General features: G+C 67.7%; 26 protein-coding genes. 20 read left to right on the top strand and 6 right to left on the bottom strand.

Going from position 1 to position 21,755, the window contains the following annotated elements; all coding sequences use genetic code 11:
* The first annotated feature begins 18 nt into the window (after positions 1-18).
* Positions 19-1,041 (top strand): phosphotransferase, encoded by a 1,023-nt coding sequence (locus tag QE373_RS04375; RefSeq protein WP_309683966.1) that lies wholly within the window; start codon positions 19-21, stop codon positions 1,039-1,041.
* Complete coding sequence (gene murU / locus QE373_RS04370) at positions 1,038-1,751, top strand: N-acetylmuramate alpha-1-phosphate uridylyltransferase MurU (protein WP_309683964.1); 714 nt, start codon at positions 1,038-1,040, stop codon at positions 1,749-1,751. The genes QE373_RS04375 and murU overlap by 4 nt, the downstream gene beginning before the upstream one ends.
* A gap of 510 nt (positions 1,752-2,261) precedes the next feature.
* On the opposite strand, the gene hda is transcribed toward murU, so the two are convergent.
* From hda to QE373_RS04355, 3 genes are read right to left on the bottom strand one after another with little or no spacing between them, the layout of a single operon-like run.
* Complete coding sequence (gene hda / locus QE373_RS04365) at positions 2,262-2,972, bottom strand: DnaA regulatory inactivator Hda (RefSeq protein ID WP_057687340.1); 711 nt, start codon at positions 2,970-2,972, stop codon at positions 2,262-2,264.
* Positions 2,969-4,141 (bottom strand): AI-2E family transporter, encoded by a 1,173-nt coding sequence (locus tag QE373_RS04360; RefSeq protein ID WP_057687339.1) that lies wholly within the window; start codon positions 4,139-4,141, stop codon positions 2,969-2,971. Before QE373_RS04360 ends, hda begins: the two co-directional genes overlap by 4 nt.
* On the bottom strand, positions 4,138-5,274 hold the full coding sequence (locus tag QE373_RS04355) for a DUF2066 domain-containing protein (protein WP_057687338.1): 1,137 nt from the start codon (positions 5,272-5,274) through the stop codon (positions 4,138-4,140). The genes QE373_RS04360 and QE373_RS04355 overlap by 4 nt, the downstream gene beginning before the upstream one ends.
* Before the next feature lie 98 nt (positions 5,275-5,372).
* Between QE373_RS04355 and purM the strand changes: the two genes are divergently transcribed.
* From purM to QE373_RS04330, 5 genes are all read left to right on the top strand, one after another.
* A complete protein-coding gene (gene purM / locus QE373_RS04350) occupies positions 5,373-6,434 on the top strand; it encodes a phosphoribosylformylglycinamidine cyclo-ligase (RefSeq protein WP_309683959.1) in 1,062 nt (353 codons plus the stop codon).
* 131 nt (positions 6,435-6,565) lie between these two features.
* Positions 6,566-7,024, top strand: coding sequence for a hypothetical protein (locus tag QE373_RS04345; protein ID WP_309683958.1), 459 nt, complete (start codon positions 6,566-6,568; stop codon positions 7,022-7,024).
* Positions 7,021-7,677: a phosphoribosylglycinamide formyltransferase gene (purN, locus tag QE373_RS04340; RefSeq protein ID WP_309683956.1), complete on the top strand. Its 657-nt coding sequence runs from the start codon at positions 7,021-7,023 to the stop codon at positions 7,675-7,677. Before QE373_RS04345 ends, purN begins: the two co-directional genes overlap by 4 nt.
* Before the next feature lie 66 nt (positions 7,678-7,743).
* On the top strand, positions 7,744-8,559 hold the full coding sequence (locus QE373_RS04335; protein WP_309683955.1) for a DUF3108 domain-containing protein: 816 nt from the start codon (positions 7,744-7,746) through the stop codon (positions 8,557-8,559).
* A 2-nt stretch (positions 8,560-8,561) separates the two neighbouring features.
* The gene (locus tag QE373_RS04330) at positions 8,562-9,245 is read left to right on the top strand and encodes a DUF3108 domain-containing protein (protein ID WP_042614649.1); all 684 of its coding nucleotides are present in this window, start codon (positions 8,562-8,564) and stop codon (positions 9,243-9,245) included.
* Between the two features lie 173 nt (positions 9,246-9,418).
* Here QE373_RS04330 and QE373_RS04325 read toward each other — a convergent pair whose 3' ends face one another.
* Genes QE373_RS04325 through QE373_RS04315 form a run of 3 tightly spaced genes read right to left on the bottom strand, consistent with a single transcriptional unit; the run spans position 9,419 to position 11,238 of the window.
* Positions 9,419-9,718: an EF-hand domain-containing protein gene (locus tag QE373_RS04325; RefSeq protein ID WP_309683951.1), complete on the bottom strand. Its 300-nt coding sequence runs from the start codon at positions 9,716-9,718 to the stop codon at positions 9,419-9,421.
* Positions 9,715-10,986 (bottom strand): UDP-N-acetylglucosamine 1-carboxyvinyltransferase, encoded by a 1,272-nt coding sequence (gene murA / locus QE373_RS04320; RefSeq protein ID WP_123699055.1) that lies wholly within the window; start codon positions 10,984-10,986, stop codon positions 9,715-9,717. Before murA ends, QE373_RS04325 begins: the two co-directional genes overlap by 4 nt.
* Before the next feature lie 21 nt (positions 10,987-11,007).
* Complete coding sequence (locus QE373_RS04315; protein WP_005408396.1) at positions 11,008-11,238, bottom strand: BolA family protein; 231 nt, start codon at positions 11,236-11,238, stop codon at positions 11,008-11,010.
* Between the two features lie 53 nt (positions 11,239-11,291).
* Here QE373_RS04315 and QE373_RS04310 point away from each other — a divergent pair, with 53 nt between their 5' ends.
* The 13 genes from QE373_RS04310 (at position 11,292) to ptsP (ending at position 21,655) form a co-directional block, all read left to right on the top strand.
* On the top strand, positions 11,292-12,317 hold the full coding sequence (locus QE373_RS04310) for a KpsF/GutQ family sugar-phosphate isomerase (protein ID WP_309683936.1): 1,026 nt from the start codon (positions 11,292-11,294) through the stop codon (positions 12,315-12,317).
* A gap of 62 nt (positions 12,318-12,379) precedes the next feature.
* Positions 12,380-12,928 carry an HAD hydrolase family protein gene (locus QE373_RS04305; protein ID WP_309683934.1) on the top strand — a complete coding sequence of 183 codons (549 nt, stop codon included), beginning with the start codon at positions 12,380-12,382 and terminating at the stop codon, positions 12,926-12,928.
* Positions 12,925-13,485 carry an LPS export ABC transporter periplasmic protein LptC gene (lptC, locus tag QE373_RS04300; RefSeq protein ID WP_309683932.1) on the top strand — a complete coding sequence of 187 codons (561 nt, stop codon included), beginning with the start codon at positions 12,925-12,927 and terminating at the stop codon, positions 13,483-13,485. Before QE373_RS04305 ends, lptC begins: the two co-directional genes overlap by 4 nt.
* 65 nt (positions 13,486-13,550) lie before the next feature.
* A complete protein-coding gene (gene lptA / locus QE373_RS04295) occupies positions 13,551-14,060 on the top strand; it encodes a lipopolysaccharide transport periplasmic protein LptA (protein ID WP_309683930.1) in 510 nt (169 codons plus the stop codon).
* Positions 14,060-14,779, top strand: coding sequence for an LPS export ABC transporter ATP-binding protein (gene lptB / locus QE373_RS04290; RefSeq protein ID WP_309683928.1), 720 nt, complete (start codon positions 14,060-14,062; stop codon positions 14,777-14,779). The genes lptA and lptB overlap by 1 nt, the downstream gene beginning before the upstream one ends.
* Before the next feature lie 40 nt (positions 14,780-14,819).
* Positions 14,820-16,259 (top strand): RNA polymerase factor sigma-54, encoded by a 1,440-nt coding sequence (locus tag QE373_RS04285; RefSeq protein ID WP_309683926.1) that lies wholly within the window; start codon positions 14,820-14,822, stop codon positions 16,257-16,259.
* Between the two features lie 54 nt (positions 16,260-16,313).
* On the top strand, positions 16,314-16,646 hold the full coding sequence (raiA, locus tag QE373_RS04280) for a ribosome-associated translation inhibitor RaiA (RefSeq protein WP_042614640.1): 333 nt from the start codon (positions 16,314-16,316) through the stop codon (positions 16,644-16,646).
* Positions 16,647-16,667: 21 nt separating this feature from the next.
* Positions 16,668-17,120, top strand: a complete 453-nt coding sequence (locus QE373_RS04275; RefSeq protein WP_057508250.1) for a PTS sugar transporter subunit IIA — start codon at positions 16,668-16,670, stop codon at positions 17,118-17,120.
* A complete protein-coding gene (gene hprK / locus QE373_RS04270; protein WP_057508249.1) occupies positions 17,117-18,067 on the top strand; it encodes an HPr(Ser) kinase/phosphatase in 951 nt (316 codons plus the stop codon). Before QE373_RS04275 ends, hprK begins: the two co-directional genes overlap by 4 nt.
* Positions 18,068-18,198: 131 nt before the next feature.
* Positions 18,199-19,080, top strand: a complete 882-nt coding sequence (gene rapZ, locus QE373_RS04265) for an RNase adapter RapZ (protein ID WP_309683920.1) — start codon at positions 18,199-18,201, stop codon at positions 19,078-19,080.
* Between the two features lie 160 nt (positions 19,081-19,240).
* Entirely contained in the window at positions 19,241-19,633 is a 393-nt protein-coding gene (locus QE373_RS04260) for a PTS fructose IIA subunit family protein (RefSeq protein ID WP_057508247.1), read from the top strand.
* On the top strand, positions 19,626-19,895 hold the full coding sequence (locus QE373_RS04255; protein WP_042614635.1) for an HPr family phosphocarrier protein: 270 nt from the start codon (positions 19,626-19,628) through the stop codon (positions 19,893-19,895). Before QE373_RS04260 ends, QE373_RS04255 begins: the two co-directional genes overlap by 8 nt.
* Positions 19,896-19,897: 2 nt before the next feature.
* On the top strand, positions 19,898-21,655 hold the full coding sequence (gene ptsP / locus QE373_RS04250; protein WP_309683916.1) for a phosphoenolpyruvate--protein phosphotransferase: 1,758 nt from the start codon (positions 19,898-19,900) through the stop codon (positions 21,653-21,655).
* Positions 21,656-21,755: the final 100 nt, after the last annotated feature.

Here is a 21,755-nt window from a genome sequence, read left to right as displayed (position 1 = left end):
CGCCCGGGTGCTGCCTGCATGAACGATCCCGCTTCCCATCCCGAACGCGCCGCGCAGCGCCTGCATTGGGCGCGCGCGCGGCTGGGCGATGAACTGGCCACGCTGGATCGGGCGTCGGTGGATGCGGGCATGCGCAGTTACTGGCGCGCCACCAGCCGCGCTGGCAGCCACATCGTGATGGATTCCCCGCCCGGCCTGGAAGACGTGCGGCCGTGGCTGCGCATGCGCGCGCTGCTGCAGGCGCAGGGCCTGCGCGTGCCGGCGGTGCTGGCCGAAGACATCGAGGTGGGGTTGTTGTTGCTGGAAGACCTGGGCGGGCCGACCCTGGCCAAGGTGATCGACGCTGGCAGCGCCGATGCGTGGTTCGAGCGCGCGATGGACCAGCTGCTCACCCTGCAACGGATGCCGGTGCCGGACGACTTCGGCCGCTTCGGCGAGGCCCTGCTGCAACGCGATGCGGGGCTGTTCGACGACTGGTTCCTGCAGCGCCACCTGGGCATCAGCCTGGACGCCGATGACCGCGCCAGCCTGCAGGCCGCCCAGCAGGTGCTGATGGACAACGCACTGGGCCAGGCGCAGGTGATGACCCACCGCGATTTCATGCCGCGCAACCTGATGCCGGTGGCCGATGGCCCGGCGGTGCTGGACTTCCAGGACCTGGTGCGTGGACCCATTGCCTACGACCCGGTCAGCCTGTTCAAGGATGCCTTCCTGAGCTGGCCGCTGGAACGCGTGGATGGCTGGCTGGCGCGCTACCACCAGCGCGCGCTGGCGGCCGGCCTGCCGGTGCCGGCGCTTGCGGTTTTCCTGCGCGATGCCGACTGGCTGGGCATCCAGCGCCACCTGAAGTGCCTGGGCATCTTCAGCCGCCTGCGCTACCGCGATGGCAAGGGCCATTACCTGGACGACGCACCGCGTTTCATCGCCTACCTGGATGAAGTACTGCCGCGTTACCCGGAACTGGCGGGACTGCAGCACCTGCTCGATACGCGCATCAAGCCGGCGATGGCAGCCCAGGGCGAACCGGTACCGGCCCGATGAAGGCGCTGGTCTTCGCTGCGGGCCTGGGCGAGCGCATGCGCCCGCTCACCCTGCACACGCCCAAGCCGCTGTTGCCGGTGGCCGGCAAGCCGTTGATCGTGTGGCACCTGGAGCGGTTGGCGGCGCTTGGCGTCCGCGATGTGGTGGTCAATATTTCGTGGCTCGCCGGCGCGTTCGCGCCCACCTTGGGCGATGGCAGCCAGTGGGGCCTGCGCCTGCACTTCGTCAACGAAGGCGACACCCCGCTGGAGACCGGAGGCGGCATCCTGAACGCCCTGCCGGCACTGGGCGATGCCCCGTTCCTGGTGGTCAACGGCGATATCTGGACGGACTTCGACTTCGCTACCTTGCCGCGCGAGCCGGCCGGGCAGGCGCACCTGGTGATGGTGGACAACCCGGCCCAGCACCCGCACGGCGACTACCGACTGGATGCCGACGGCGTGCTGCACCATGACCGCGCCGGCGACTGCCTGACCTATGCCGGCATCGGTGTATACCGGCCGTCCATCGTGGCCGACTGGCGGCAGGTGATCGGCACGGCAGCGGGCAGCGAACGCACGCCGCCGCGCTTCAGCGTGGTGCCGCTGCAGAAGCATTTCATGGCGCAGGGGTTGATCACGGGGCAGCACCATCGTGGACGCTGGACGGATGTGGGGACGGTGGATCGGCTGCGCGCGCTGGAAGCGGAGTTGGGTTGGTCGAACGGGTGAGACCCCCTCGCGGGTGGCTGTTGTTTGAAGCCGCCGCTGGGGGCGGGCCGGGCGGTGGGGCTGGTCGGGGGACGGCAAAGACCGCATCCTGCGGGCCTCGTTTCGCGCCATCCATGGCGCTCAACGCCCCCGCCCAGCCCCGCCGCCCGTCCCCCTGACAGGTTCCGGTGGCCGCCACCCGCGTGATGAAAGAAATAAAGGCAGGGGTCAGAGTCCTTTCGCTATGCGAAAGGACTCTGACCCCCGTCTGTTTCCCCACTCCCTTCACCCTGCGATCCGCCGACCATGGGTCGGCGCCACCCGGGCCACCATGGACCTGTCGAAGGTGGGGCGGGGTGGGTTGGCGGGACGCTGAGCCGCATGGATGCGGCGATGCAGCCTCCATGGATGGATTCACGGCGTGTCCCGCCAACCCACCCCGCGCCGCCAACACACAGCCCTGCAGGCTGTTGCCTTTGCCTTTGCTCCAAAGCGGGCCGCCGGGCTGCAAGCCCGGCATCCACCCACCGCTCAGTAACGCGGCCGGCCGTCTTCCAGTACCTGGCGCAGGAACGGCACGGTGATCCGCCGCTTGGCCGCCAACGATTCGCGATCCAGCCAATCCATCAGCGTGATCAGCCCGCCCAGCTCGCGCCCGGAATGCGACAGCAGCCATTCGATCGAGGCCTCGTCAATGGCCAGGCCACGGCGCAACGCGCGGTCGCGCAGCACCGCCGCACGCCCCTCCTCGTCCAGCGCCTGCAGCACCACGCGCACGCACTGGCCCAACCGCGAACGCAGGTCCGGCAACACCAGGCCCAGCTCGGCCGGCGAAGCCTGCGCCGTATACATCACCGCCGTGCCCGCCGCGCGCGCACGATTGTGGAAATCAAACAACGCCACCTCGTCCTCGCGCCCACCGGCCACCGCGTCCAGCCCATCCAGCACCACCAGGTCGCGCTGTTCCAGCCCTTCCAGCACCGCACGCACCCGCCCCACTACCGCACTCAACGGCACGTAGGTCGGCGTGCGCCCGGCCTGTTCGGCGTTGGAACACATCGCCAGGGCCTGGTGGGTCTTGCCGGTGCCGGCCGCACCTTCCAGGTACACCCAGTCCGGGCTGGCGCCCACGGCGATCGCGCGCAGCTGCGCCAGCGCACCATCCGGTGCGCCGATGAAGGTCTCCAGTCGCTCGTCCTGCGGGTAATGCAGGGCCAGCGGCAGCTGCGGTACTGCGCTCACTTCGGTTCCGGCCCCTTCGGCGAACCGTCGACGATGATCACCGGCTTGTCGATGTAGGAATCGAGCACGATGGACGGCTTCTCACCGGCATACAGCTCGCTTTCGCGGTAGCGCTGGTGCGCATAGCGCAGCAGCACGTTGCTGACCGCCGCCACCGGCAGTGCCAGCAGCATGCCGAGGAAGCCGAACAGCTGGCCACCGGCCATCACCGCGAAGATCACCGCCACCGGATGCAGGCCGATCTTGTCGCCGACGATGCGCGGGGTCAGCACGTAGCTTTCCAGCAACTGGCCCACGGTGAACACCACGCCGACCAGCAGCAGCAGCTTCAGGTCGAAGCCCTGCGCCTGCACCAGGGCGGCGATCACCGCCATCAGGATGCCGGTGGTGGCGCCCAGGTAGGGAATGAAACTGATCAGCCCGGCGATGATGCCGATCAACAGCCCAAGGTTGAGGCCGACCATCGTCAGGCCACCGGCATAGATCACGCCCAGCGCGATCATCACCAGGAACTGGCCACGGATGAACGCGCCGAGCACGTCGTTGGACTCGCGCGCCAGCTGGGTGATGGTGCCCACGTGGTTGCGCGGGATGACCGAACGCACGCGCTCCACCAGCAGGTCCCAGTCACGCAGGAAGTAGAACGCCAGGATCGGCAGCAGCAGCAGGTTGACCACCCAGGTCACCATCGCAAAGCCGGAACGCTGCACATAGCCGAAGAACTGCTTGGCCACCCCGCCGGCCTGCTGCCAGTGGCTGCGGATGTAATCCATCACCCGCTCCGAATCCAGCCATTGCATCACTTCCAGGCCGGTCTTCTGTTCGAACCAGGGAATGCCCTTTTCCATCAGCCAGGCCTGGGCCTGCGGCGCGGAAGCGATCAAGGTGCTGATCTGGCGCTCGATCATCGGCACCAGGATCAACAGCAGCGCGGTGATCACCAGTACCATCGCCACGAACACCAGGATCACGCCGGTGTTGCGCGAACGTCCGGTGGCTTCGATGCGGTCCACCAGCGGATCGCCGAGCCAGGCCAGCGCGAGCGCCAGCACGAACGGGGTCAGGATGGGCGCCAGCAGCCAGACGACCCAGCCGATCAGCAGCGCGACCGCGACGAACTTGACGCGGCGCAGGAACAGGGCGATTTCCGCCTCCGGGGTGTGGATCATCGCAGGCGGTACTCGTTGCTGGCCGGGGCCGGGTTCTGTTCTTCACCGTCCAGGGTGATCGCCACCGGGGCGACCGGCACCAGCACGCCGTCCTCGCCCAGCATGCGGTTCAACCCGGCAAGGCCGGTGGTCATTTCAACGCTCAGTTCCAGCCGGTTGCCCAGCGCGCGCAGCGGGATGATGTTGCGCACCACCGGCACTTCGCGCAGGCCGGCGGCCAGGCGCATGTAGTCGTCGGCACTGTCGATCCCGGTCACCACGATGCGGTAGGTGCCGGCCTGGCCGGTCGCCGCGCCAGGCTTGGCGTACCGGCGCACCAGCGCGTCGGCCGCGCCGTCGGCACCGCCGGCCATCGCCCGCATGGCGTTGGCATCCTTGGTGGTCCATTTGTTCAGTTCACGGCCGTTGTCGACGAACACCCAGTCCGCCGTCCAGCCGCCCTCCGCGCGCGACAGCTTGCCGATCAGCTGCATCGGCGGGGCGTAACGGGCCGAAGCGCGGGCCACCGCAGCGGTGTCCTGGCGCCAGATCGCGCCGACCAGCGCCTGTTCGGCGGTGCTGCCAGTGGGCAGGCCCAGCTTGAAGCCGCGTTCCACCGCGCGCGCCAGCACCGGGCGCACCGCGTTGGCCTGCTGCACGGTCACCAGCCGCGGGCCGCTGCCATCGTCGATGGCCAGCCACAACACCGGCTTGGGGCGCGGCAGCGGCCACACCGGCAGTCCCAGCGCGGCCACCATCGCATCCACGTCGTCTTCCCGGAAGCGGGCGACCAGCAGCGTGCGGAAGTTCGGCGCGCCGCTGGCGGTGGTGCTCTGGTCCTGTTTGTAGTCGTAGCTCTGCACGTAATCCTTGGCGTTGCGCAGGGCCTGCACCACGCCCGGGCGGGCGGTGATGTTGCGGTCGCCGGACAGTTTGCCCAGCACTTCGGCCAGCGCGCGCGACAGGCCGCCGTTGCGATCGGCGTCGCTTTGGCCCCGGACCGGGACCTCGGCCTCGTAGGCGCCGGCGGCGGTGGCCACGTCTCCTTCGGTGCGCAGGCCGCTCTGGGCCAAGGCGGCAAAGGGCAGGCACGCCGCGAGGAGCATGATGAGGAACGTGGTCCTGAGGGGGCTGCGGGGCATCTGGACTTCCATTGGCTCGACGTATCCGGGGAGATTGTTGCCCGAATAGGGTCTTTGCGCCAACGTGGCCTGTTAAAATCGCCGTCTCACCCTTGCCAGCGCCGACGCCCGTGACCAACAGCCCGTCCTCCGCCCCTACGCCCCTCACCTACCGTGACGCGGGTGTCGACATCGATGCCGGCAACGAACTGGTCGAGCGCATCAAGCCGCTGGTCAAGCGCAGCTTCCGCCCTGAAGTGATGGGCGGGCTGGGCGGCTTCGGCGCCCTGTTCGACCTGTCCAACAAGTACCGCGAGCCGGTCCTGGTGTCCGGTACCGACGGCGTCGGCACCAAGCTGAAACTGGCCCAGCAGCTGGGCCGCCACGACACCATCGGCATCGACCTGGTCGCCATGTGCGTGAACGACGTGCTGGTGCAGGGCGCCGAGCCGCTGTTCTTCCTGGATTATTTCGCCACCGGCAAGCTGGACATCGACACCGCGGCGGCGGTCGTAGGCGGCATCGCCACCGGCTGCACCGAAGCGGGCTGCGCGCTGATCGGCGGCGAAACCGCTGAAATGCCCGACATGTATGCCCCGGGCGAGTACGACCTGGCCGGCTTCACGGTGGCCGGCGTGGAAAAGAGCGAACTGAAGGACGGCGCCAGCGTTGCCGAGGGCGACGTGCTGATCGGCATCGCCTCGTCCGGCCCGCATTCCAACGGCTATTCGCTGGTGCGCCGCATCTATGACCGCGCCGGCCAGCCGGCCGGACACGTGCTGGAAGACGGCGTGAAGCTGGTCGATGCGCTGATGGCGCCGACCCGCCTGTACGTGAAGCCGATCCTGGCCCTGCTCAAGACCCACGGCGAGGCGATCCACGGCATGGCCCACGTCACCGGCGGTGGCCTGACCGAGAACATCATCCGCGTGGTGCCCGAAGGCCTCGGCCTGGACATCGACGCGCGCAGCTGGACCCTGCCGCCGGTATTCCAGTGGCTGCAGCGCGAAGGCGCGGTGGCCGATGCCGAGATGTGGCGCACCTTCAACTGCGGCATCGGCTTCGTGCTGATCGTGGCCGCCGACCAGGTCGCCGCCGTGGCCGACGCCGCCGGCGCACAGGGCCTGCAGCACTGGACCATCGGCAAGGTGGTGCCGGCCGTTGAAGGCGCCGAGCGCGTGCACATCGGCTGACAGAAGGAGCCTGCCGGTAACGCCGAGCGCTGCTCGGCGGGATCCCGGTTACCGCTGCGCTCGCCGGGCATGGCCCGGCGCTACCTGTTCCGGGCGCCTGCCCGGTGCTCACGGCCATCAAGGAGACCGCCATGTCCACTACGCCCCTGGGTGCGCAGGACGCTGACCATCTGCGCCTGCTGTCGATCTTCCATTACGTGGTGGCCGGCATCACCGCGCTGTTTTCACTGTTCCCGCTAATCCACCTGCTCATGGGCCTGGCCATCGTCACCGGACACCTGCCCATGGAAAGCGAACAGGGCAACGAACCGTTCGACCCCCGGCTGTTCGGCTGGTTCTTCGTGGCCTTCGCCGGCGCGTTCATCGCCGGCGGCCTGACCCTTGCCGGCTTCATGGCGTATGCGGGCCGCTGTCTGGCCCAGCGCCGGCGACACGTGCTGTGCATGGTCGTGGCCGGGATTTCCTGCTGTTTCATGCCCTTCGGCACCGTGCTCGGCGTGTTCACCCTGATCGTGCTGGTGCGTCCGTCGGTCAAGGCCGCCTTCGTCGGTGTCCCGGCCTCGCTGACCGGCGAGCCGTCCGCTCCATGAGCACGCGCATCGCCGTGCTGGCCTCCGGCCGCGGCAGCAACCTGCAGGCGATCCTGGATGCGATCGCGCAGGGGCAGCTGCAGGCCGAGGTCGTGGGCGTGTTTTCCGACCGCCCCGACGCTGAAGCCCTGCAGCGCATGCCGGCGCCACGGCGCTGGGCTGCGGCACCGCGCGACTTCGCCGACCGTGACGCCTACGAGTCCGCGCTGGGCGACGCGGTCGCCGCCAGCGCACCGGACTGGATCGTCTGCGCCGGCTACATGCGCATCCTCGGTGCCGCCTTCGTGGCCCGCTTCGACGGCAGACTGGTCAACATCCATCCGTCCCTGCTGCCGCGGTACAAGGGCCTGCACACGCATGCGCGGGCGCTGGAAGCCGGCGATGCCGAACATGGCGCCAGCGTGCATTTCGTGGTGCCGGAACTGGATGCAGGCACCGTATTGGCGCAGGCCCGGGTGCCGGTGTTGCCCACCGATACCCCGCAGACCCTGGCCGCGCGCGTGCTGGACGTGGAGCATCCGCTGCTGATCGCCAGCCTGCAGTTGCTGGCCAGCGGCCGGGTAACTGAACAGGACGGTCAGCTCCGGCTCGACGGTCACCCCCTTTTCAGCCCACTGGCCCTAGATTCGGCACGCATGCTGCAGGCTTCCTGAGTTGCTGAACACGCGCCGCTGACCCCGGCGCTGGCATGCTCCCCTTCCCCTTTGCCGCTGCCTGGTATGAAGAACACGACGCTGCACCGTCCCGCGCTGTTGTTGTCCGCCCTGTTCTGCCTGGCAGCGCTGCCTTCGGCTGCGCAGCAGGTGCCGCAGCCCGCGCCCGCCGCCGCCCCGGCTGAGGCGGCGCCGGTGGTTCCTGCGCTGCCCGCGCTGGCCTGGGAGCCGCCCGCGCTGGAACCGTTCACCGCTACCTACCAGGCCTTCTACAAGGGCAAGGAAGCAGGCGATGCGACCATGCGTGTCACCCACGCAGGTGGCACGCAGTGGCGCGTTGACATGCAGGTGGTCGGACGCCGCGGCTTCGCCAGCGTGCTGGGCCTGAACCTTGAACAGAGCACCGTGTTCGAGAACAACGGTGGCCAGTACCGGCCACTGAGCCAGAGCACCGTGCGCAAGGGCCTGTTCCTGGGCAAGAAAGTCACCGGTACGTATGACTGGCAGGCCGGTACCGCGCGCTGGACCGGCGATCTGAAAAAGGAGCGCACGCAGCCGATTCCGCTGCAGGCCGGTGACCAGAGCGCGCTGCTGCTGAACCTGGCGATCATGCGTGACGCCCGCCCGGGCAGCGCGATGCATTACCGCTACGTCGATGTCGGCCGCGTGCGCCAGCACGATTACCAGGCCGCCGGCGCCACCGAAAGCGTGCAGGTAGGCGAACTGTCCTACGACGCGCTGCGCGTGGCGCGCACCAATGGCGGCAACGACGAAACCATCCTGTGGATCGCCAACGGCGTGCCGACGCCGGTGCGCATCCTGCAACGCAAAGACGGCCAGGACTACATCGATCTGCGCCTCATCGAATACCAAGGAGTCTGAGCATGACCACGTTCCAACGCCCGCTGACCTGGATCGCCGCTGCCGCCCTGTCGGTCGCCAGCCTGCCCGCGATGGCACTGCAGCCGTTCAAGGCCGATTACCTTGCCAGCTACATGGGCATGCAGGCCAACGGCACGATGACCCTGGCCAGCGAAGGCACCGGCAAATGGCGTTACAGCCTCAAGGTCAAGAACCAGCTGGCCGACCTGAGCCAGAGCACCGTGTTCGAGGAAGCCAATGGCCGCCTGCGCCCGCTGAGCAGCCAGGACAGTTCGGTGCTGCTGGTCAAGAAGCGCAACGTGCAGGCCAACTACAACTGGACCAGCAACCAGGCAACCTGGACCGGCGACATCAAGCCGGACCGTGCGGGGCCGGTGGCGCTGAAGGCCGGTGACATGGATGCGCTGCTGATCAACCTGGCCATCGCGCGCGACCTTGCCGCCGGCAGGCCGCTGAACTACCGCATGGTGGACGAAGGCCGGATCAAGCCGATGAGCTACCGCGTGGTCGGCAAGGAAGCGGTCACCGTGGCTGGCAAGAGCTACGAAGCGACCAAGGTGTCGCGCGTGGATGGCAACAAGGAACTGATTGCCTGGATCGTGCCGGAGTTCCCGGTGCCGGCGCGCCTGCTGCAGCGCGAGAGCGGCAAGGACGCGCTGGACCTGACCATCAAGGGTCTGAACTGATTTATCGGTAGGGACGGCCGCTGGCCGTCCTTCACCACGTTGACGGCCAGCGGCCGTCACTACCGGATGCGCGGTGGTGGGTGACGACCGTTGGTCGTCCTTCACCGCATTGACGGCCAGCGGCCGTCACTACCGGATGCACCATGGTGGGCATCCAGCGGCCGTCGCTGCCCTTATTCGGCCTGGAACACCGTGCGGCAGTCCACGCGGATCTGTTCGCCGGTACTGCGCCACACGAAGGTGCGGCACTCGCGGTTGCCCTCTTTGGTGTCGGTCGCGCCCACCGCGTGGAAGGCCTGGATGATCTCGTCTCGGGTGACGGTGCCATCGCCGTTCCAGTCCATGTCCTTCTGCTCGACGCCCTTGGTGATGGCGATGTCGGCAAACCAGGCGTAGCCCAGGTAAGCCAGCATCAGCAGCACCAGCGCCAGCAGCGCCTTGCGGCGGCGGGTGAACCTGCCGCGCAGGATCATTGCACGCGCCTGATGGTGGCACCGAGCGCGGACAGCTTCTCTTCGATGTTCTCGTAGCCGCGGTCCAGGTGGTAGATGCGGTCGATGGTGGTATCGCCATCGGCCATCAGGCCCGCCAGGATCAACGACGCCGACGCACGCAGGTCGGTCGCCATCACCGGCGCACCGCTCAGCCGTTCGGCACCGCGCACGATGGCGGTATGGCCTTCCACCTGTATGTCCGCACCCACGCGCAGCAGTTCGTTGACGTGCATGAAACGGTTTTCGAAGATCGTCTCGTTGATCACGCCCACGCCGTCGGCCACGCAGTTGAGCGCCATGAACTGCGCCTGCATGTCGGTGGGGAACGCCGGGTACGGCGCGGTGGTCAGGTTGACCGCCTTCGGCCGCTTGCCCTGCATGTCCAGGGTGATGGTGTCGGCGGTGGTGCTGATGGTGGCCCCGGCTTCGACCAGCTTGGACAGCACCGCTTCCATCGTGTCCGGGCGCGCACGGTTCACCGTCACGCTGCCACCGGTCATCGCCGCAGCCACCAGGAAGGTGCCGGTCTCGATGCGGTCCGGCAGCACTTCATGACGACCACCGCCCAGGCGCGGCACGCCTTCGATCACCAGCCGGGCAGTGCCCAGGCCTTCGATCTTGGCGCCGAGCGCGATCAGGCAATGCGCCAGGTCGGTGACTTCCGGTTCCATCGCGCAGTTGTCCAGCACGGTGGTGCCTTCGGCCAGCACGGCGGCCATCAGCACGTTCTCGGTGCCGGTCACGCTGACCATGTCGAAGGTGAAGTGACCGCCCTTCAGGCGCTTGGCACTGGCCTTGATGAAGCCGTTCTCCACGACGATCTCCGCACCCAGCGCCTGCAGGCCCTTGATGTGCTGGTCCACCGGGCGCGAGCCGATCGCGCAGCCGCCGGGCAGCGATACTTCGGCTTCGCCGAAGCGGGCCAGCAGCGGGCCCAGCACCAGGATCGACGCACGCATGGTGCGCACCAGTTCGTACGGCGCCACGTGCTGGTTGACCGGACGCGGGTCGACCACGATCGCGCTGCCGCGCGACAGCGTGCCCTGGTCGATGGTCACCTTGGCGCCCAGTTCGCCCAGCAGCTTCACCGTGGTCACCACGTCGTGCAGGTGCGGCACGTTGGTGATTTCCACCGGCGCATCGGCCAGCAGGGTGGCGCACAGGATGGGCAGGACGGCGTTCTTGGCGCCGGAGATGCTTACTTCACCGTGCAGCGCTTTGCCGCCGGTCACAACGATCTTGGCCATGTATCAGGGTCTTTTCCAGGTTCAGCCGGCTTCGGCCGGGGTCACGGTCTTCAGCGCCAGCGCATGGATCGCGCCGCCCATCAGATCGCCGAGGGTGGCGTACACCATGCGGTGGCGGGCCAGCGGCATCTTGCCGGCGAAGGCCTCGCAGACCACGGTCGCTTCGAAGTGCACGCCATCGTCACCCTGCACGTCGGCGCGGGCGCCGGGCAGGCCGGTTTCGATCAGATTGCGGATGGTGTCGGCGTCCAACGGGCTTTCCTAATAAAATGTCCGCACATTCTACTCTGCTGCGTGGCGCTCGCATGGCTGATCCCACCCTGCCCTTCCCTGCTGCCGGCCTGCCGGCCCGTCCTTCCGCCGACCCGGCCGCGCTGGTGGCCAGTGGCAAGCGCGTGTTCCAGATCGAGCGCGAAGCCCTGGACGCGGTCGCCGCCGGGCTGGGCGAAGCGTTCCAGCAGGCCTGCCAGCACATCCTGTCCAGCCGTGGGCGGGTGGTGGCCACCGGCATGGGCAAGTCCGGGCACATCGCGCGCAAGATCGCCGCCACGCTGGCCTCCACCGGCACCCCGGCGTTCTACGTGCACCCGGGCGAGGCCGGCCACGGCGACCTGGGCATGATCACCGAAGCCGACGTAGTGCTGGCGCTGTCCTACTCCGGTGAGTCCGACGAACTGCTGATGCTGCTGCCGGTGCTCAAGCGCCAGGGCAACCTGCTGATTTCGATGACCGGCAAGCCGCAGTCCAGCCTGGCCCGCGCCGCCGACGTGCACCTGGATGTCAGCGTGCCCGCCGAAGCCTGCCCGCTGGCGCTGGCGCCGACCTCCAGCACCACCGCCTCGCTGGCGATGGGCGATGCGCTGGCGGTGGCGCTGCTGGACGCGCGCGGCTTCACCGCCGATGATTTCGCCCGCTCGCACCCGGCCGGCAGCCTCGGCCGTCGCCTGCTGCTGCACATCACCGATGTCATGCACAGCGGCGACGACCTGCCCCGCGTGGACGCCGGCGCCAGCCTCAGCGAGGCGCTGGTGGAGATGAGCCGCAAGCGCCTCGGCATGACCGCCGTGGTCGATGCGGACGGGATCCTGATCGGCCTGTTCACCGATGGCGACCTGCGCCGGGCGCTGGACAGCGAACTGGACGTGCGCAGCGCGAAAATCGCCGAGGTGATGACCCGCAGCCCGCGCACCATCGGCGCCGACCAGCTCGCCGTGGAAGCGGCGCGGCTGATGGAAACCCATAAAATCAACGGCCTGGTGGTGGTGGATGAGGCAGGACGCGCGGTCGGCGCGCTGAACATTCATGACCTGTTGCGGGCCCGGGTGGTTTAACCGAACTCGCCCCCGCCCCCATTCATCCCTTACCGCACGACAACCCGGATACCCGCGAACCGATGCCTTGGTCCCCCCTGCCTGCTTTCCCTGCCCACCTGCATGCCGCCGCCGCGCGCATCCGCCTGGCGTGTTTTGACGTGGACGGCACGCTCACCGACGGTCAGCTTTACTACGACCGTGAAGGCAACGAGAGCAAGGCATATTTCGTGCAGGACGGCCTGGGACTGAAACTACTGCAGAAGCACGGGATCCACCCCGTGCTTATCACCGCGCGCAACAGCCAATCGGCGTTGAAACGCGGCGCCGACCTCGGCATCGACACCCAGATCGCGGTCGGCGACAAGCTGGCCAGCGTGCAGGCGTTGTGCGCGCAGCACGGCATCACCCTGGACCAGGTCGCTTTCATGGGCGATGACCTGCCCGACCTGGCCCCGCTGTGCCATGTCGGACTGGCCGTGGCCCCGGCCAACGCCCACCCGTGGATCGCCGAGCGCGTGCACTGGCAGACCCGCGCCGAAGGCGGACGTGGCGCCGCGCGCGAACTGTGCGACGTGCTGCTGGCCGCGCAGGGCCGCGTCGACGCGGTGCTTGCAGGGTTCGGGGCATGAACTGGCGTACCGCCATCGGCGCGACCCTGCTGGTCGTGGCCATCCTCAGCGGCTGGTCGCTGCTGCGCAACCGCGACAAGGGCCCGCAGGCCGTGGTCGACGATGGCAGCGTGGATTACGTGCTGCACGATTTCCAGATCGTCATGCTGGACGATGAAGGCAAGGAATCGACCACGCTGCGCGCCCCGCGGCTGGAGCGCCTGCGCGCCGACCAGACCCTCACCATCGCCACCCCGGTCTTCGAAATGCCCGGCCAGGACGGCAACCAATGGACGCTGCGTTCGGAAACCGGCTGGGTCAGTGCCAAGGGCGAGGAAATGCGCCTGCGTGGCAACGTCGCCGGTGACAGCCCGACCGTGGGCAACACCCCGCCGACCACCTTCCGCACCACCCATCTGAACGTTTTCCCCAAGGAAAACCGGGCACGTACCGATGCGCTGGTGACCATGACCCGTCCGGGCATGGAACAGAGCGGCGTCGGGTTCGAACTGGATTCCAACAACAACACGTATCATTTCCTCAGCCAGTCCAAGGGCCGCTACCTGCCCCGGCGATGACCCTGCGGCATGCTTCCCTTTTCCGCCTGGCGCGACCAGGCCACCATCCGGCAGAAACGGACACGATGAAAATCCACCTTGCAGCCCTTTGCGCGCTCAGCCTGATGTTCCCGCTGCTGGCCAGCGCGAAATCCACCGACCGCAACGAACCGATGAACATCGATGCCGGTGCGCAGACCGGTACCCTCACCGGTGACGGCAAGACGCTGATGACCGGCGGCGTGGTGATCACCCAGGGGTCGCTGGACCTGCGTGCGGCCAATGCCGAGATCCAGATCAAGGGCGGCGAAGCGGTGCGCGCGATCTTCACCGGCAAGCAGGCCACCATGCGCCAGCAGATGGACGATGGCACCTGGATGGATGCCACCGCCGACCGCATCGACTACGACATCACCAGCGAAATCATCACCCTGACCGGCAACTACAAGGTCACCAGCGCGCGCGGCACCAATGCCGGCCAGCGCATGGTCTACAACACCCGCAGCGGTGAAATGAACAGCGGCGGCGACGGCAGCCGCGTGCGCACCGTCATCCAGCCCAAGAACAAGGCGCCGGCCGCCGGGAGCAGCAATTAATGCTCGTCGCCAAGGGCCTGCGCAAAAGTTACAAGCAGCGCGAAGTGGTCAAGGACTTCGGCCTGACCCTGGAAGCCGGTGAAGTGGTCGGCCTGCTGGGCCCCAACGGTGCCGGCAAGACCACCTGTTTCTACATGATCGTCGGCCTGGTGGCCGCCGACGCCGGCAGCATCGTGCTGGACGGCAAGGACATCACCAGCGACCCCATGTACACCCGCGCCAAGCAGGGCGTGGGCTACCTGCCGCAGGAACCGTCGGTGTTCCGCAAGCTCACCGTGGCCGACAACATCCGGCTGGTGCTGGAGCTGCGCGATGACCTGGACCGCGCCGGCCGCGAACGCGAACTGGCCAGCCTGCTGGACGAACTGCAGCTGGGCCATGTCGCCGAACAGCAGGGCGCCAGCCTGTCCGGTGGCGAGCGTCGACGCTGCGAAATCGCCCGTGCCCTGGCCGCCCAGCCGCGGCTGATCCTGCTCGACGAACCGTTCGCCGGCGTCGACCCGATTTCGGTGGGCGAGATCCAGCGCATCGTCACCCACCTCAAGCAGCGTGGCATCGGCGTGCTGATCACCGACCACAACGTGCGCGAAACCTTGGGAATCTGCGACCGGGCGTATATCCTCGCTGAAGGTACGGTGCTGGCCCAGGGCGCGCCTGCGGACCTGCTGGAAAACGCAGAGGTCCGCCGCGTCTACCTGGGAGACTCCTTCAAGCTGTGAAGGTGGCCGCCGGACCCTTCCTTTTACGTTGGGCGGTGGCATGAAGACGCGGTTGCAGACATCGCTGGGGCAGCACCTGGTCATGACGCCACAGCTGCGTCAGGCCATCCGGCTGCTGCAGATGTCCACCACCGAACTGGACGTGGAAATCGCCGAGGCGGTGGAAACCAATCCGCTGCTGGACTGGGCGGAAAATGCCGAGCCGGTCCCCGGCAGCGACCAGCCGACCGAACAGCCATCGCCGGACCAGCAGCCACGCGACAGCGACGAACGCGCCAGCCCCGGCGATGATGACTGGGCGCCGGCCGAAGTGGACTGGAGTGGCGGCGCCGGCAGCGGCGGCTCCTTCGACGATGACGACCTGGACAACGCGGCAGAGCGTGTCGCCGACACCGAAACCCTGGCCGACCACCTGCTGTGGCAGCTGCATCTTTCGCCGCTGTCGGCGCGCGACCGCAATATCGGCGCGGCGCTGATCGATGCGATCGAAGACGATGGCTACCTGCGCGAGACCTTCGCCGGCATCGCCGAGACCCTGCTGCCGGCCATCCACGCCGGCGACGATGAAATCCTGACCGTGCTGCACCAGATCCAGCGCTTCGACCCGGTGGGCGTGGGCGCGCGCGATCTTGGCGAATGCCTGCGCCTGCAGCTGGACGTACTGCCTGCCGACACCCCGGCGCTGGCGCTGGCCCGGCAGATCACCGACGGCCCGCTGGAGCGGCTGCCACGCAGTGGCGTCAGCGGCATCGCCCAGGAACTCAAGTGCCCGGTGGCCGACGTGGACGCCGCCGTGGCCCTGCTGCGTTCGCTGGATCCCCGTCCCGGCACCCAGATCGCCCCGGTCAGCCAGGACACTTACGTGGTGCCGGACGTGGTGATCTGGCGCCAGGCCGGCGTCTGGCGGGCGGCACTGGCCGGCCATGCCGGGCCGAAAGTGATCATCCACCGCGGCTACGAAAGCATGATCCGCCGCTGCGGCGAAGGCGATGCCGGCTACCTGAAGACGCAGCTGCAGGAAGCGCGCTGGTTGCTCAAGGGCCTGGAAGCACGCGGTGAAACCCTGCTGCGTGTGGTCCACAGCCTGCTGCAGCAGCAGGCCGGCTTCCTGGAGTTCGGCGCGCAGGCGCTGCGTCCGTTGACCCTGCGTGAAATCGCCGGCGAACTGGGCCTGCACGAATCCACGGTGTCGCGCGCCATCGCCCGCAAGCACGTGCGCACCCCGCGCGGCACCATTCCCCTGCGTGCCTTCTTCGCGTCGGGCATCGACACCGAAGGCGGCGGCGAAGCGTCCAGCACCGCCATCCAGTCGATGATCCGCCGGCTGATCGACGACGAAAACCCGCGCAAGCCGCTTTCTGACGCCAAGCTGGCTGACCTGCTCAAGACCTCCGGTATACCGGTAGCGCGCCGGACCGTGGCGAAGTATCGTGAAGCCATGAACATTTCCGCCTCGCACGAAAGAGTCCGGATCGCCTGACGCATACCGCGCCCGGCGGAGAGGTTCATTGGCAAATCCAAAAGGAGAAACCCGATGCGCATTGAAACGTTTGGCAAAGACGTCGAAGTCACCCCGGCCCTGGAAAAGTACGTGGCGGACAAGCTCGCCCGGCCCGGTAAACACTTCGTCGGCGAGCACTGCGAAACTCGGGTCACGCTGAAGCTGCAGAAGAACGAACACCACGTCGATGCCACCGTGAACATCCCCGGCCAGACCCTGCACGCCGAGGCCAGTGGACAGACCATGTACGCGGCGATCGACATCCTGGCCGACAAGGTCGACCGGCTGCTGACCTCGGAGAAGGAAAAGAAGCAGCAGAAGAAACAGCAGCACGTCCCCCTGCCGTTGAGCGACAATGAAGTCTGATGACTTCACTTTCCCCCTGATATGCCCCTGACCGATCTGATGGCCGCCGTGCAGACCCAGGTCTGCGCGGCTGCCGACCGCGAAAGCGTGCTGCTGGCAGCGGCCCAGCTGCTGGCCTGCCGCCAGGCCAATACCGAACAGATCCATCGCAACCTGTGCGAGCGCGAAGCCCTCGGCAGCACCGCCATCGGTCACGGCATCGCCATTCCGCACGGACGTGCACCGGCATTGGAACGCCCGCGCGGCGCCCTGCTGAAACTGGTGGCGCCGGTGGACTTCGGCGGCGACGAACCGGTGGACCTGGTGTTCGCTATCGCGGTGCCTTCGCATTACACCCACCAGCACCTGATGCTGCTGTCCGAACTGGCCGAGCTGTTTTCCGAGCCGGGCATCCGCCAGGCCCTGCGCGACGCTCCGGATGCGGCCGCACTGCGCGCCATCATCGACCTCCCGCCACCGGCGAGTGCCGCATGAATACCAGCATCACCGCACGCGAACTGTTCGACCAGCAGCGCGACAAGCTGGCCCTGCGCTGGGTGGCCGGGCAGAAAGGCGAGAAACGCGAACTGGAAGCGGGCAATACGGTCTCGCGGCGCCCCTCGCTGGCCGGTTACCTCAACGCCATCTACCCGAACAAGGTGCAGATCCTCGGCACCGAAGAACTGACCTGGCTGGATTCGCTGGATTCGCGCCACCGATGGGAAACCATCGAAAAGATCATGCAGTCGCACCCGCTGGCGCTGGTCATCACCCGCAACCAGCCCTGCCCCGAAGACCTGCGCGCGGCCGCGGATGAATCCAACACCCCGCTGTGGCTTTCGCCCAAGCGCGGCCACGAACTGCTCAACCACCTGTCCTACCACCTGGCACGCACGCTCGCACCGCGGGTGATCCTGCATGGCGTGTTCATGGAAATCTATTCCATCGGCGTGCTGATCACCGGCGAAGCGGGATCAGGCAAGAGCGAGCTGGCGCTGGAACTGCTCAGCCGCGGCCATCGGCTGGTGGCCGACGACGCACCGGAGTTCACCCAGATTGCCCCGGACGTGCTCGATGGCACCTGCCCGGAGCTGCTGCAGGACCTGCTGGAAGTGCGCGGCCTGGGCGTGTTGAACGTGCGCGAGATGTTCGGTGACACAGCGGTAAAGAAGAACAAGTACCTTCGGCTGATCGTCCACCTGACCAAGCCGATGACCGAGCCCAGCGCCTACGGATACGAACGCCTGACCGGCGACTCCGGCACCCGCCACGTGCTGGACCTGGACGTGCCGCTGATCACCCTGCCGGTGATGCCCGGACGCAACCTGTCGGTGCTGACCGAAGCGGCCACCCGGCTGCACATCCTGCGCACCAAGGGCATCGATCCGGCCGCCATGTTCATCGCCCGCCACAGCAACCTGCTCGAACGCCGCACCCCGTAAACCCGGTAGTGACGGCCGCTGGCCGTCAAACCCTGGATCCGGTAGTGACGGCAGCTGGCCGTCAAACCCCAGGATCCGGTAGTGACGGCCGCTGGCCGTCAACCACCCGCACCACCAACAAAGAGCCCGCCATGAACCGCCCTGTCCCGTCCGCCCCGACCCTGATCATCATCAGCGGCCTGTCCGGCTCCGGAAAGTCCGTGGCCCTGAAGACCTTCGAAGACCAGGACTACTACTGCTCGGACAACCTGCCGATCGACCTGCTGCCGGCCTTCGTGCGCGGCGTGCTGGGCGCCCCCGGCGGCGCCCCGCGGCGGCTGGCGGTGGGCATCGACGTGCGCGGCCAGAGCGACCTGGGCCAGCTGGAACAATGGCGGCAACTGGCCGCCGAAGCCGGCGTGCACGCGCAGCTGCTGTTCTTCGAAGCCAGCGACGAAACGGTGCTCAAGCGCTATGCCGATACCCGCCGACGCCACCCGCTGAGCCAACTGGGCCTGTCCCTGCCCGAAGCGATCGCGCGCGAGCGCGAACTGACCGCACCGCTGCGCCGTGCCGCCGATGCGATCATCGATACCAGTACGTTGAACGTGCACCAGCTGCGCCGCCGCATCGTCACCGAGTACACGCTGGGCCACACCACGCCGCTGTCGCTGCTGTTCGAATCCTTCGCCTACAAGCGCGGCGTACCGGCCGAGGCCGACTTCGTATTCGACGCCCGCGTGCTGCCCAACCCGCACTGGGATCCGGAACTGCGCCCGCTCAGCGGCCGCGAAGGCGGCGTGCGCGACTACCTGGAAGCGCAGCCGGAGGTGCAGCGCTACGTCGGCCAGCTGACCGATTTCCTGGATACCTGGCTGCCCAAGCTGGGTAATGACACCCGCAGCTACGTCACCGTGGCCTTTGGCTGCACCGGCGGCAAGCACCGCTCGGTGTTCCTGGCCGAACGGCTGGCCCGCCACGCCCGCGAACAAGGCTGGCAGGACGTGGCCACCTACCACCGCGAACTCGACTGAAAAAAAGGGGACGGAGGGGATTAAGTCGCATCCGGCACGTGGCATGCCGGATGCGACTTAATCCCCTCCGTCCCCTTTTTGGGCGTGCAGCTGAATACGGAACACTGAGGGGCCCTGCGCCCGCTATCGCAGCGTCATGCCGACCTGTTAACGTTCAGGCATGACCTGTGGCATTCTCCTCGTAACACATCCCGGCGTCGGATCGGCCCTGCTTGAGGTGGCGACCCGGCTGCTGCGGCATCTGCCGCTGAAGACTGAAGCGTTCGACGTACCGTTCGATGCAGATCTCGATGCCCTGCTTCCGCTCGCTTCGGCCGCCCTGCGGCGGGTGGACGGCGGTGACGGGGTCCTGATCCTGACCGACCTGTACGGTGCCAGCCCCAGCAACCTGGCCGCACAGTTGGCCAGGCTCGGAACGCCGGCCCGTCGGGTAGCTGCACTGAGCCTGCCGATGTTGTTGCGTGTGATGAATTATCCGGAACAGGGACTGGATCAACTGCCCGCCACTGCGGCGGCGGGCGCGCGCAATGGAGCGATAGTCGACGATGCTTGAGAAAGAACTCACCGTAACCAACCGCCTGGGCCTGCATGCCCGCGCCACGGCAAAGCTGGTGCAGGAACTTGCGCCCTTCCGCTGCAACGTGACCATGGCCGCCAAGGGCCGTGAGATCAACGCCAAGAGCATCATGGGCGTGATGCTGCTGGCCGCCGGCCAGGGCACCCCGGTCACCATCCGCATCAACGGCGAAGACGAACAGGCCGCCATGGATGCGGTGGTCTCGCTGTTCGAGCGTCGTTTCGACGAGGACAGCTGAGCATGCCGCGCGCCCGTGCTGGACTGGCTCCCACCGGCCTGCGGCCGGTGCAGCTGCTGTCCGGCCACGGCGCGTCGCGGGGTACCGCGCTGGGCCGCGCGCGGGTGCGCCTGGCGCATGCGCTGGAAGTGGCCGAACAGCGCGTGGCGCCGCAGCAGGTGGACAAGGAGCTCAAGCGCCTGCACGTCGCGCTGGATGCCGCGCGCAATGAAATGCACGACCTGCGCCAGCGCCTGCAGGGTGCGCTGAATCAGGAAGCCGGCGAGTTCCTCGACCTGCATGCGCTGCTGCTGGACGATCCGGAACTGCTGTTCGGGCTGGATGAGCTGATCCGCAGTGGCCCGTACAGCGCGGGATATGCCCTGCGCCTGCAGCGCGACCGGCTGGCCAAGGTCTTCGACGGCATGGACGATGCCTACCTGAAGAGCCGGATGGACGACCTGGACCATGTGATCGGGCGCATCCATGCCTTCCTGCAGCCGGTGCTGCCGCCGGCGGTGAAAGGTCTGGCCGGCGAGATCCTGGTCTGCGACAACATCGCCCCGTCCGAGATGGCCCAACTGCAGTCCCAGGGCGTGGTGGCCATCGTCACCACGGCCGGCAGCGCGCTGTCGCACAGCGCAATCCTCGCCCGCAGCCTGCACCTGCCGCTGATCGTCAACGTGCCCGGCCTGCTGCACAAGGTCAGCGATGGCGACGTGCTGATCGTGGATGGCAGCGACGGCAGCATCACCGTCAACCCGCAGGCTGAAAACCTTCGCGATTACCGCGTGCGGCTGAAGGAGCATGCGCGCGAACAGCGTGAGCTGGGTCGCCTGCGCAGCAAGCCCAGCCGCACCCGCGACCAGGTCGACATCGCGTTGCTGGCCAACGCCGAATCGCTGGAAGACGTCACCCAGGCGCATGCGTTCGGGGCGCAGGGACTGGGCCTGTACCGCACCGAATTCCTGTTCCTGCAGCGCAACGAGCTGCCGGACGAAGAAGAACAGTTCCACACCTACCGCGATGCCGCGCTGGGCATGGCCGGCCGGCTGGTGACCATCCGCACGCTGGACCTGGGCGCGGACAAGGCCGACCGTACCGGCCTGACCCTGAGCAACGAAGACAACCCGGCACTGGGCCTGCGTGGCGTGCGCCTGTCGCTGGCACGCCCGCTGGTGGCCGACACCCAGCTGCGCGCGATCCTGCGCGCCAGCGCCTACGGCAAGGTGCGCATCCTGATCCCGATGGTCAGCACGCGCGAAGAACTGCTGGCGGTACGCCGCCGCATGACCCGGCTGACCGCACAGCTGCGCGCCGAAGGCCACGCGGTCAGCGAACGCGTGCCGCTGGGTGCCATGATCGAAGTGCCGGCCGCCGCGTTCGCGCTGGAAAGCTTCATCGACCTGGTCGACTTCCTGTCCATCGGCACCAACGACCTGGTGCAGTACCTGCTGGCGGCCGACCGCAACAACGAAGCGCTCGGCGAACTGTATTCGCCACTGCATCCGGCCGTGTTGCGGCTGCTGAAGCTGGTGATCGAAACCGGCCAGCGCCACCAGATCCCGGTGGCAGTGTGCGGTGAAATCGCCGGTGACGCGCGGCTGGCCCCGTTGCTGCTGGCGCTCGGCTTGACCGAGTTCAGTCTGCACCCCGGCACCCTGCTGGAAGTGCGCCGCGCGATCCGCGAAAGCGACCTCGGCGAACTGCGCGCCCGCGCGCCGAAACTGCTGGCCGCCCGCGACCGCCGCAGCATCGAACGCTGGATCAACGGTAACTGACCGGTAGTGACGGCTGCTGGCCCTCAGCGCTCGGTAGTGACGGCCGCTGGCCGTCATCAGGCACGGGGCGATCAGCGGCCGTTTCCTATGCGCTGACGGC

Source organism: Stenotrophomonas sp. SORGH_AS_0321 (assembly GCF_031453215.1).
Lineage (GTDB): Bacteria > Pseudomonadota > Gammaproteobacteria > Xanthomonadales > Xanthomonadaceae > Stenotrophomonas > Stenotrophomonas chelatiphaga.
The sequence above is the reverse complement of the archived record's forward strand: the minus strand, read 5'-3'. Positions and strand labels throughout refer to the sequence as shown.

What these genes read in the sequence shown, in the direction of transcription:
- lptB (WP_309683928.1), top strand. Translation starts at nt 14,060, where the DNA reads ATGCTCGTCGCCAAGGGCCTGCGCAAAAGTTACAAGCAGCGCGAAGTG.
- lptA (WP_309683930.1), top strand. Translation starts at nt 13,551, where the DNA reads ATGAAAATCCACCTTGCAGCCCTTTGCGCGCTCAGCCTGATGTTCCCG.
- QE373_RS04260 (WP_057508247.1), top strand. Translation starts at nt 19,241, where the DNA reads ATGACCTGTGGCATTCTCCTCGTAACACATCCCGGCGTCGGATCGGCC.
- murA (WP_123699055.1), bottom strand. Translation starts at nt 10,986, where the DNA reads ATGGCCAAGATCGTTGTGACCGGCGGCAAAGCGCTGCACGGTGAAGTA.
- QE373_RS04330 (WP_042614649.1), top strand. Translation starts at nt 8,562, where the DNA reads ATGACCACGTTCCAACGCCCGCTGACCTGGATCGCCGCTGCCGCCCTG.
- QE373_RS04335 (WP_309683955.1), top strand. Translation starts at nt 7,744, where the DNA reads ATGAAGAACACGACGCTGCACCGTCCCGCGCTGTTGTTGTCCGCCCTG.
- rapZ (WP_309683920.1), top strand. Translation starts at nt 18,199, where the DNA reads ATGAACCGCCCTGTCCCGTCCGCCCCGACCCTGATCATCATCAGCGGC.
- lptC (WP_309683932.1), top strand. Translation starts at nt 12,925, where the DNA reads ATGAACTGGCGTACCGCCATCGGCGCGACCCTGCTGGTCGTGGCCATC.
- QE373_RS04375 (WP_309683966.1), top strand. Translation starts at nt 19, where the DNA reads ATGAACGATCCCGCTTCCCATCCCGAACGCGCCGCGCAGCGCCTGCAT.
- QE373_RS04355 (WP_057687338.1), bottom strand. Translation starts at nt 5,274, where the DNA reads ATGGAAGTCCAGATGCCCCGCAGCCCCCTCAGGACCACGTTCCTCATC.
- QE373_RS04285 (WP_309683926.1), top strand. Translation starts at nt 14,820, where the DNA reads ATGAAGACGCGGTTGCAGACATCGCTGGGGCAGCACCTGGTCATGACG.
- murU (WP_309683964.1), top strand. Translation starts at nt 1,038, where the DNA reads ATGAAGGCGCTGGTCTTCGCTGCGGGCCTGGGCGAGCGCATGCGCCCG.
- raiA (WP_042614640.1), top strand. Translation starts at nt 16,314, where the DNA reads ATGCGCATTGAAACGTTTGGCAAAGACGTCGAAGTCACCCCGGCCCTG.
- QE373_RS04325 (WP_309683951.1), bottom strand. Translation starts at nt 9,718, where the DNA reads ATGATCCTGCGCGGCAGGTTCACCCGCCGCCGCAAGGCGCTGCTGGCG.
- ptsP (WP_309683916.1), top strand. Translation starts at nt 19,898, where the DNA reads ATGCCGCGCGCCCGTGCTGGACTGGCTCCCACCGGCCTGCGGCCGGTG.
- QE373_RS04360 (WP_057687339.1), bottom strand. Translation starts at nt 4,141, where the DNA reads ATGATCCACACCCCGGAGGCGGAAATCGCCCTGTTCCTGCGCCGCGTC.
- QE373_RS04345 (WP_309683958.1), top strand. Translation starts at nt 6,566, where the DNA reads ATGTCCACTACGCCCCTGGGTGCGCAGGACGCTGACCATCTGCGCCTG.
- purN (WP_309683956.1), top strand. Translation starts at nt 7,021, where the DNA reads ATGAGCACGCGCATCGCCGTGCTGGCCTCCGGCCGCGGCAGCAACCTG.
- QE373_RS04255 (WP_042614635.1), top strand. Translation starts at nt 19,626, where the DNA reads ATGCTTGAGAAAGAACTCACCGTAACCAACCGCCTGGGCCTGCATGCC.
- QE373_RS04275 (WP_057508250.1), top strand. Translation starts at nt 16,668, where the DNA reads ATGCCCCTGACCGATCTGATGGCCGCCGTGCAGACCCAGGTCTGCGCG.
- QE373_RS04305 (WP_309683934.1), top strand. Translation starts at nt 12,380, where the DNA reads ATGCCTTGGTCCCCCCTGCCTGCTTTCCCTGCCCACCTGCATGCCGCC.
- hprK (WP_057508249.1), top strand. Translation starts at nt 17,117, where the DNA reads ATGAATACCAGCATCACCGCACGCGAACTGTTCGACCAGCAGCGCGAC.
- QE373_RS04310 (WP_309683936.1), top strand. Translation starts at nt 11,292, where the DNA reads ATGGCTGATCCCACCCTGCCCTTCCCTGCTGCCGGCCTGCCGGCCCGT.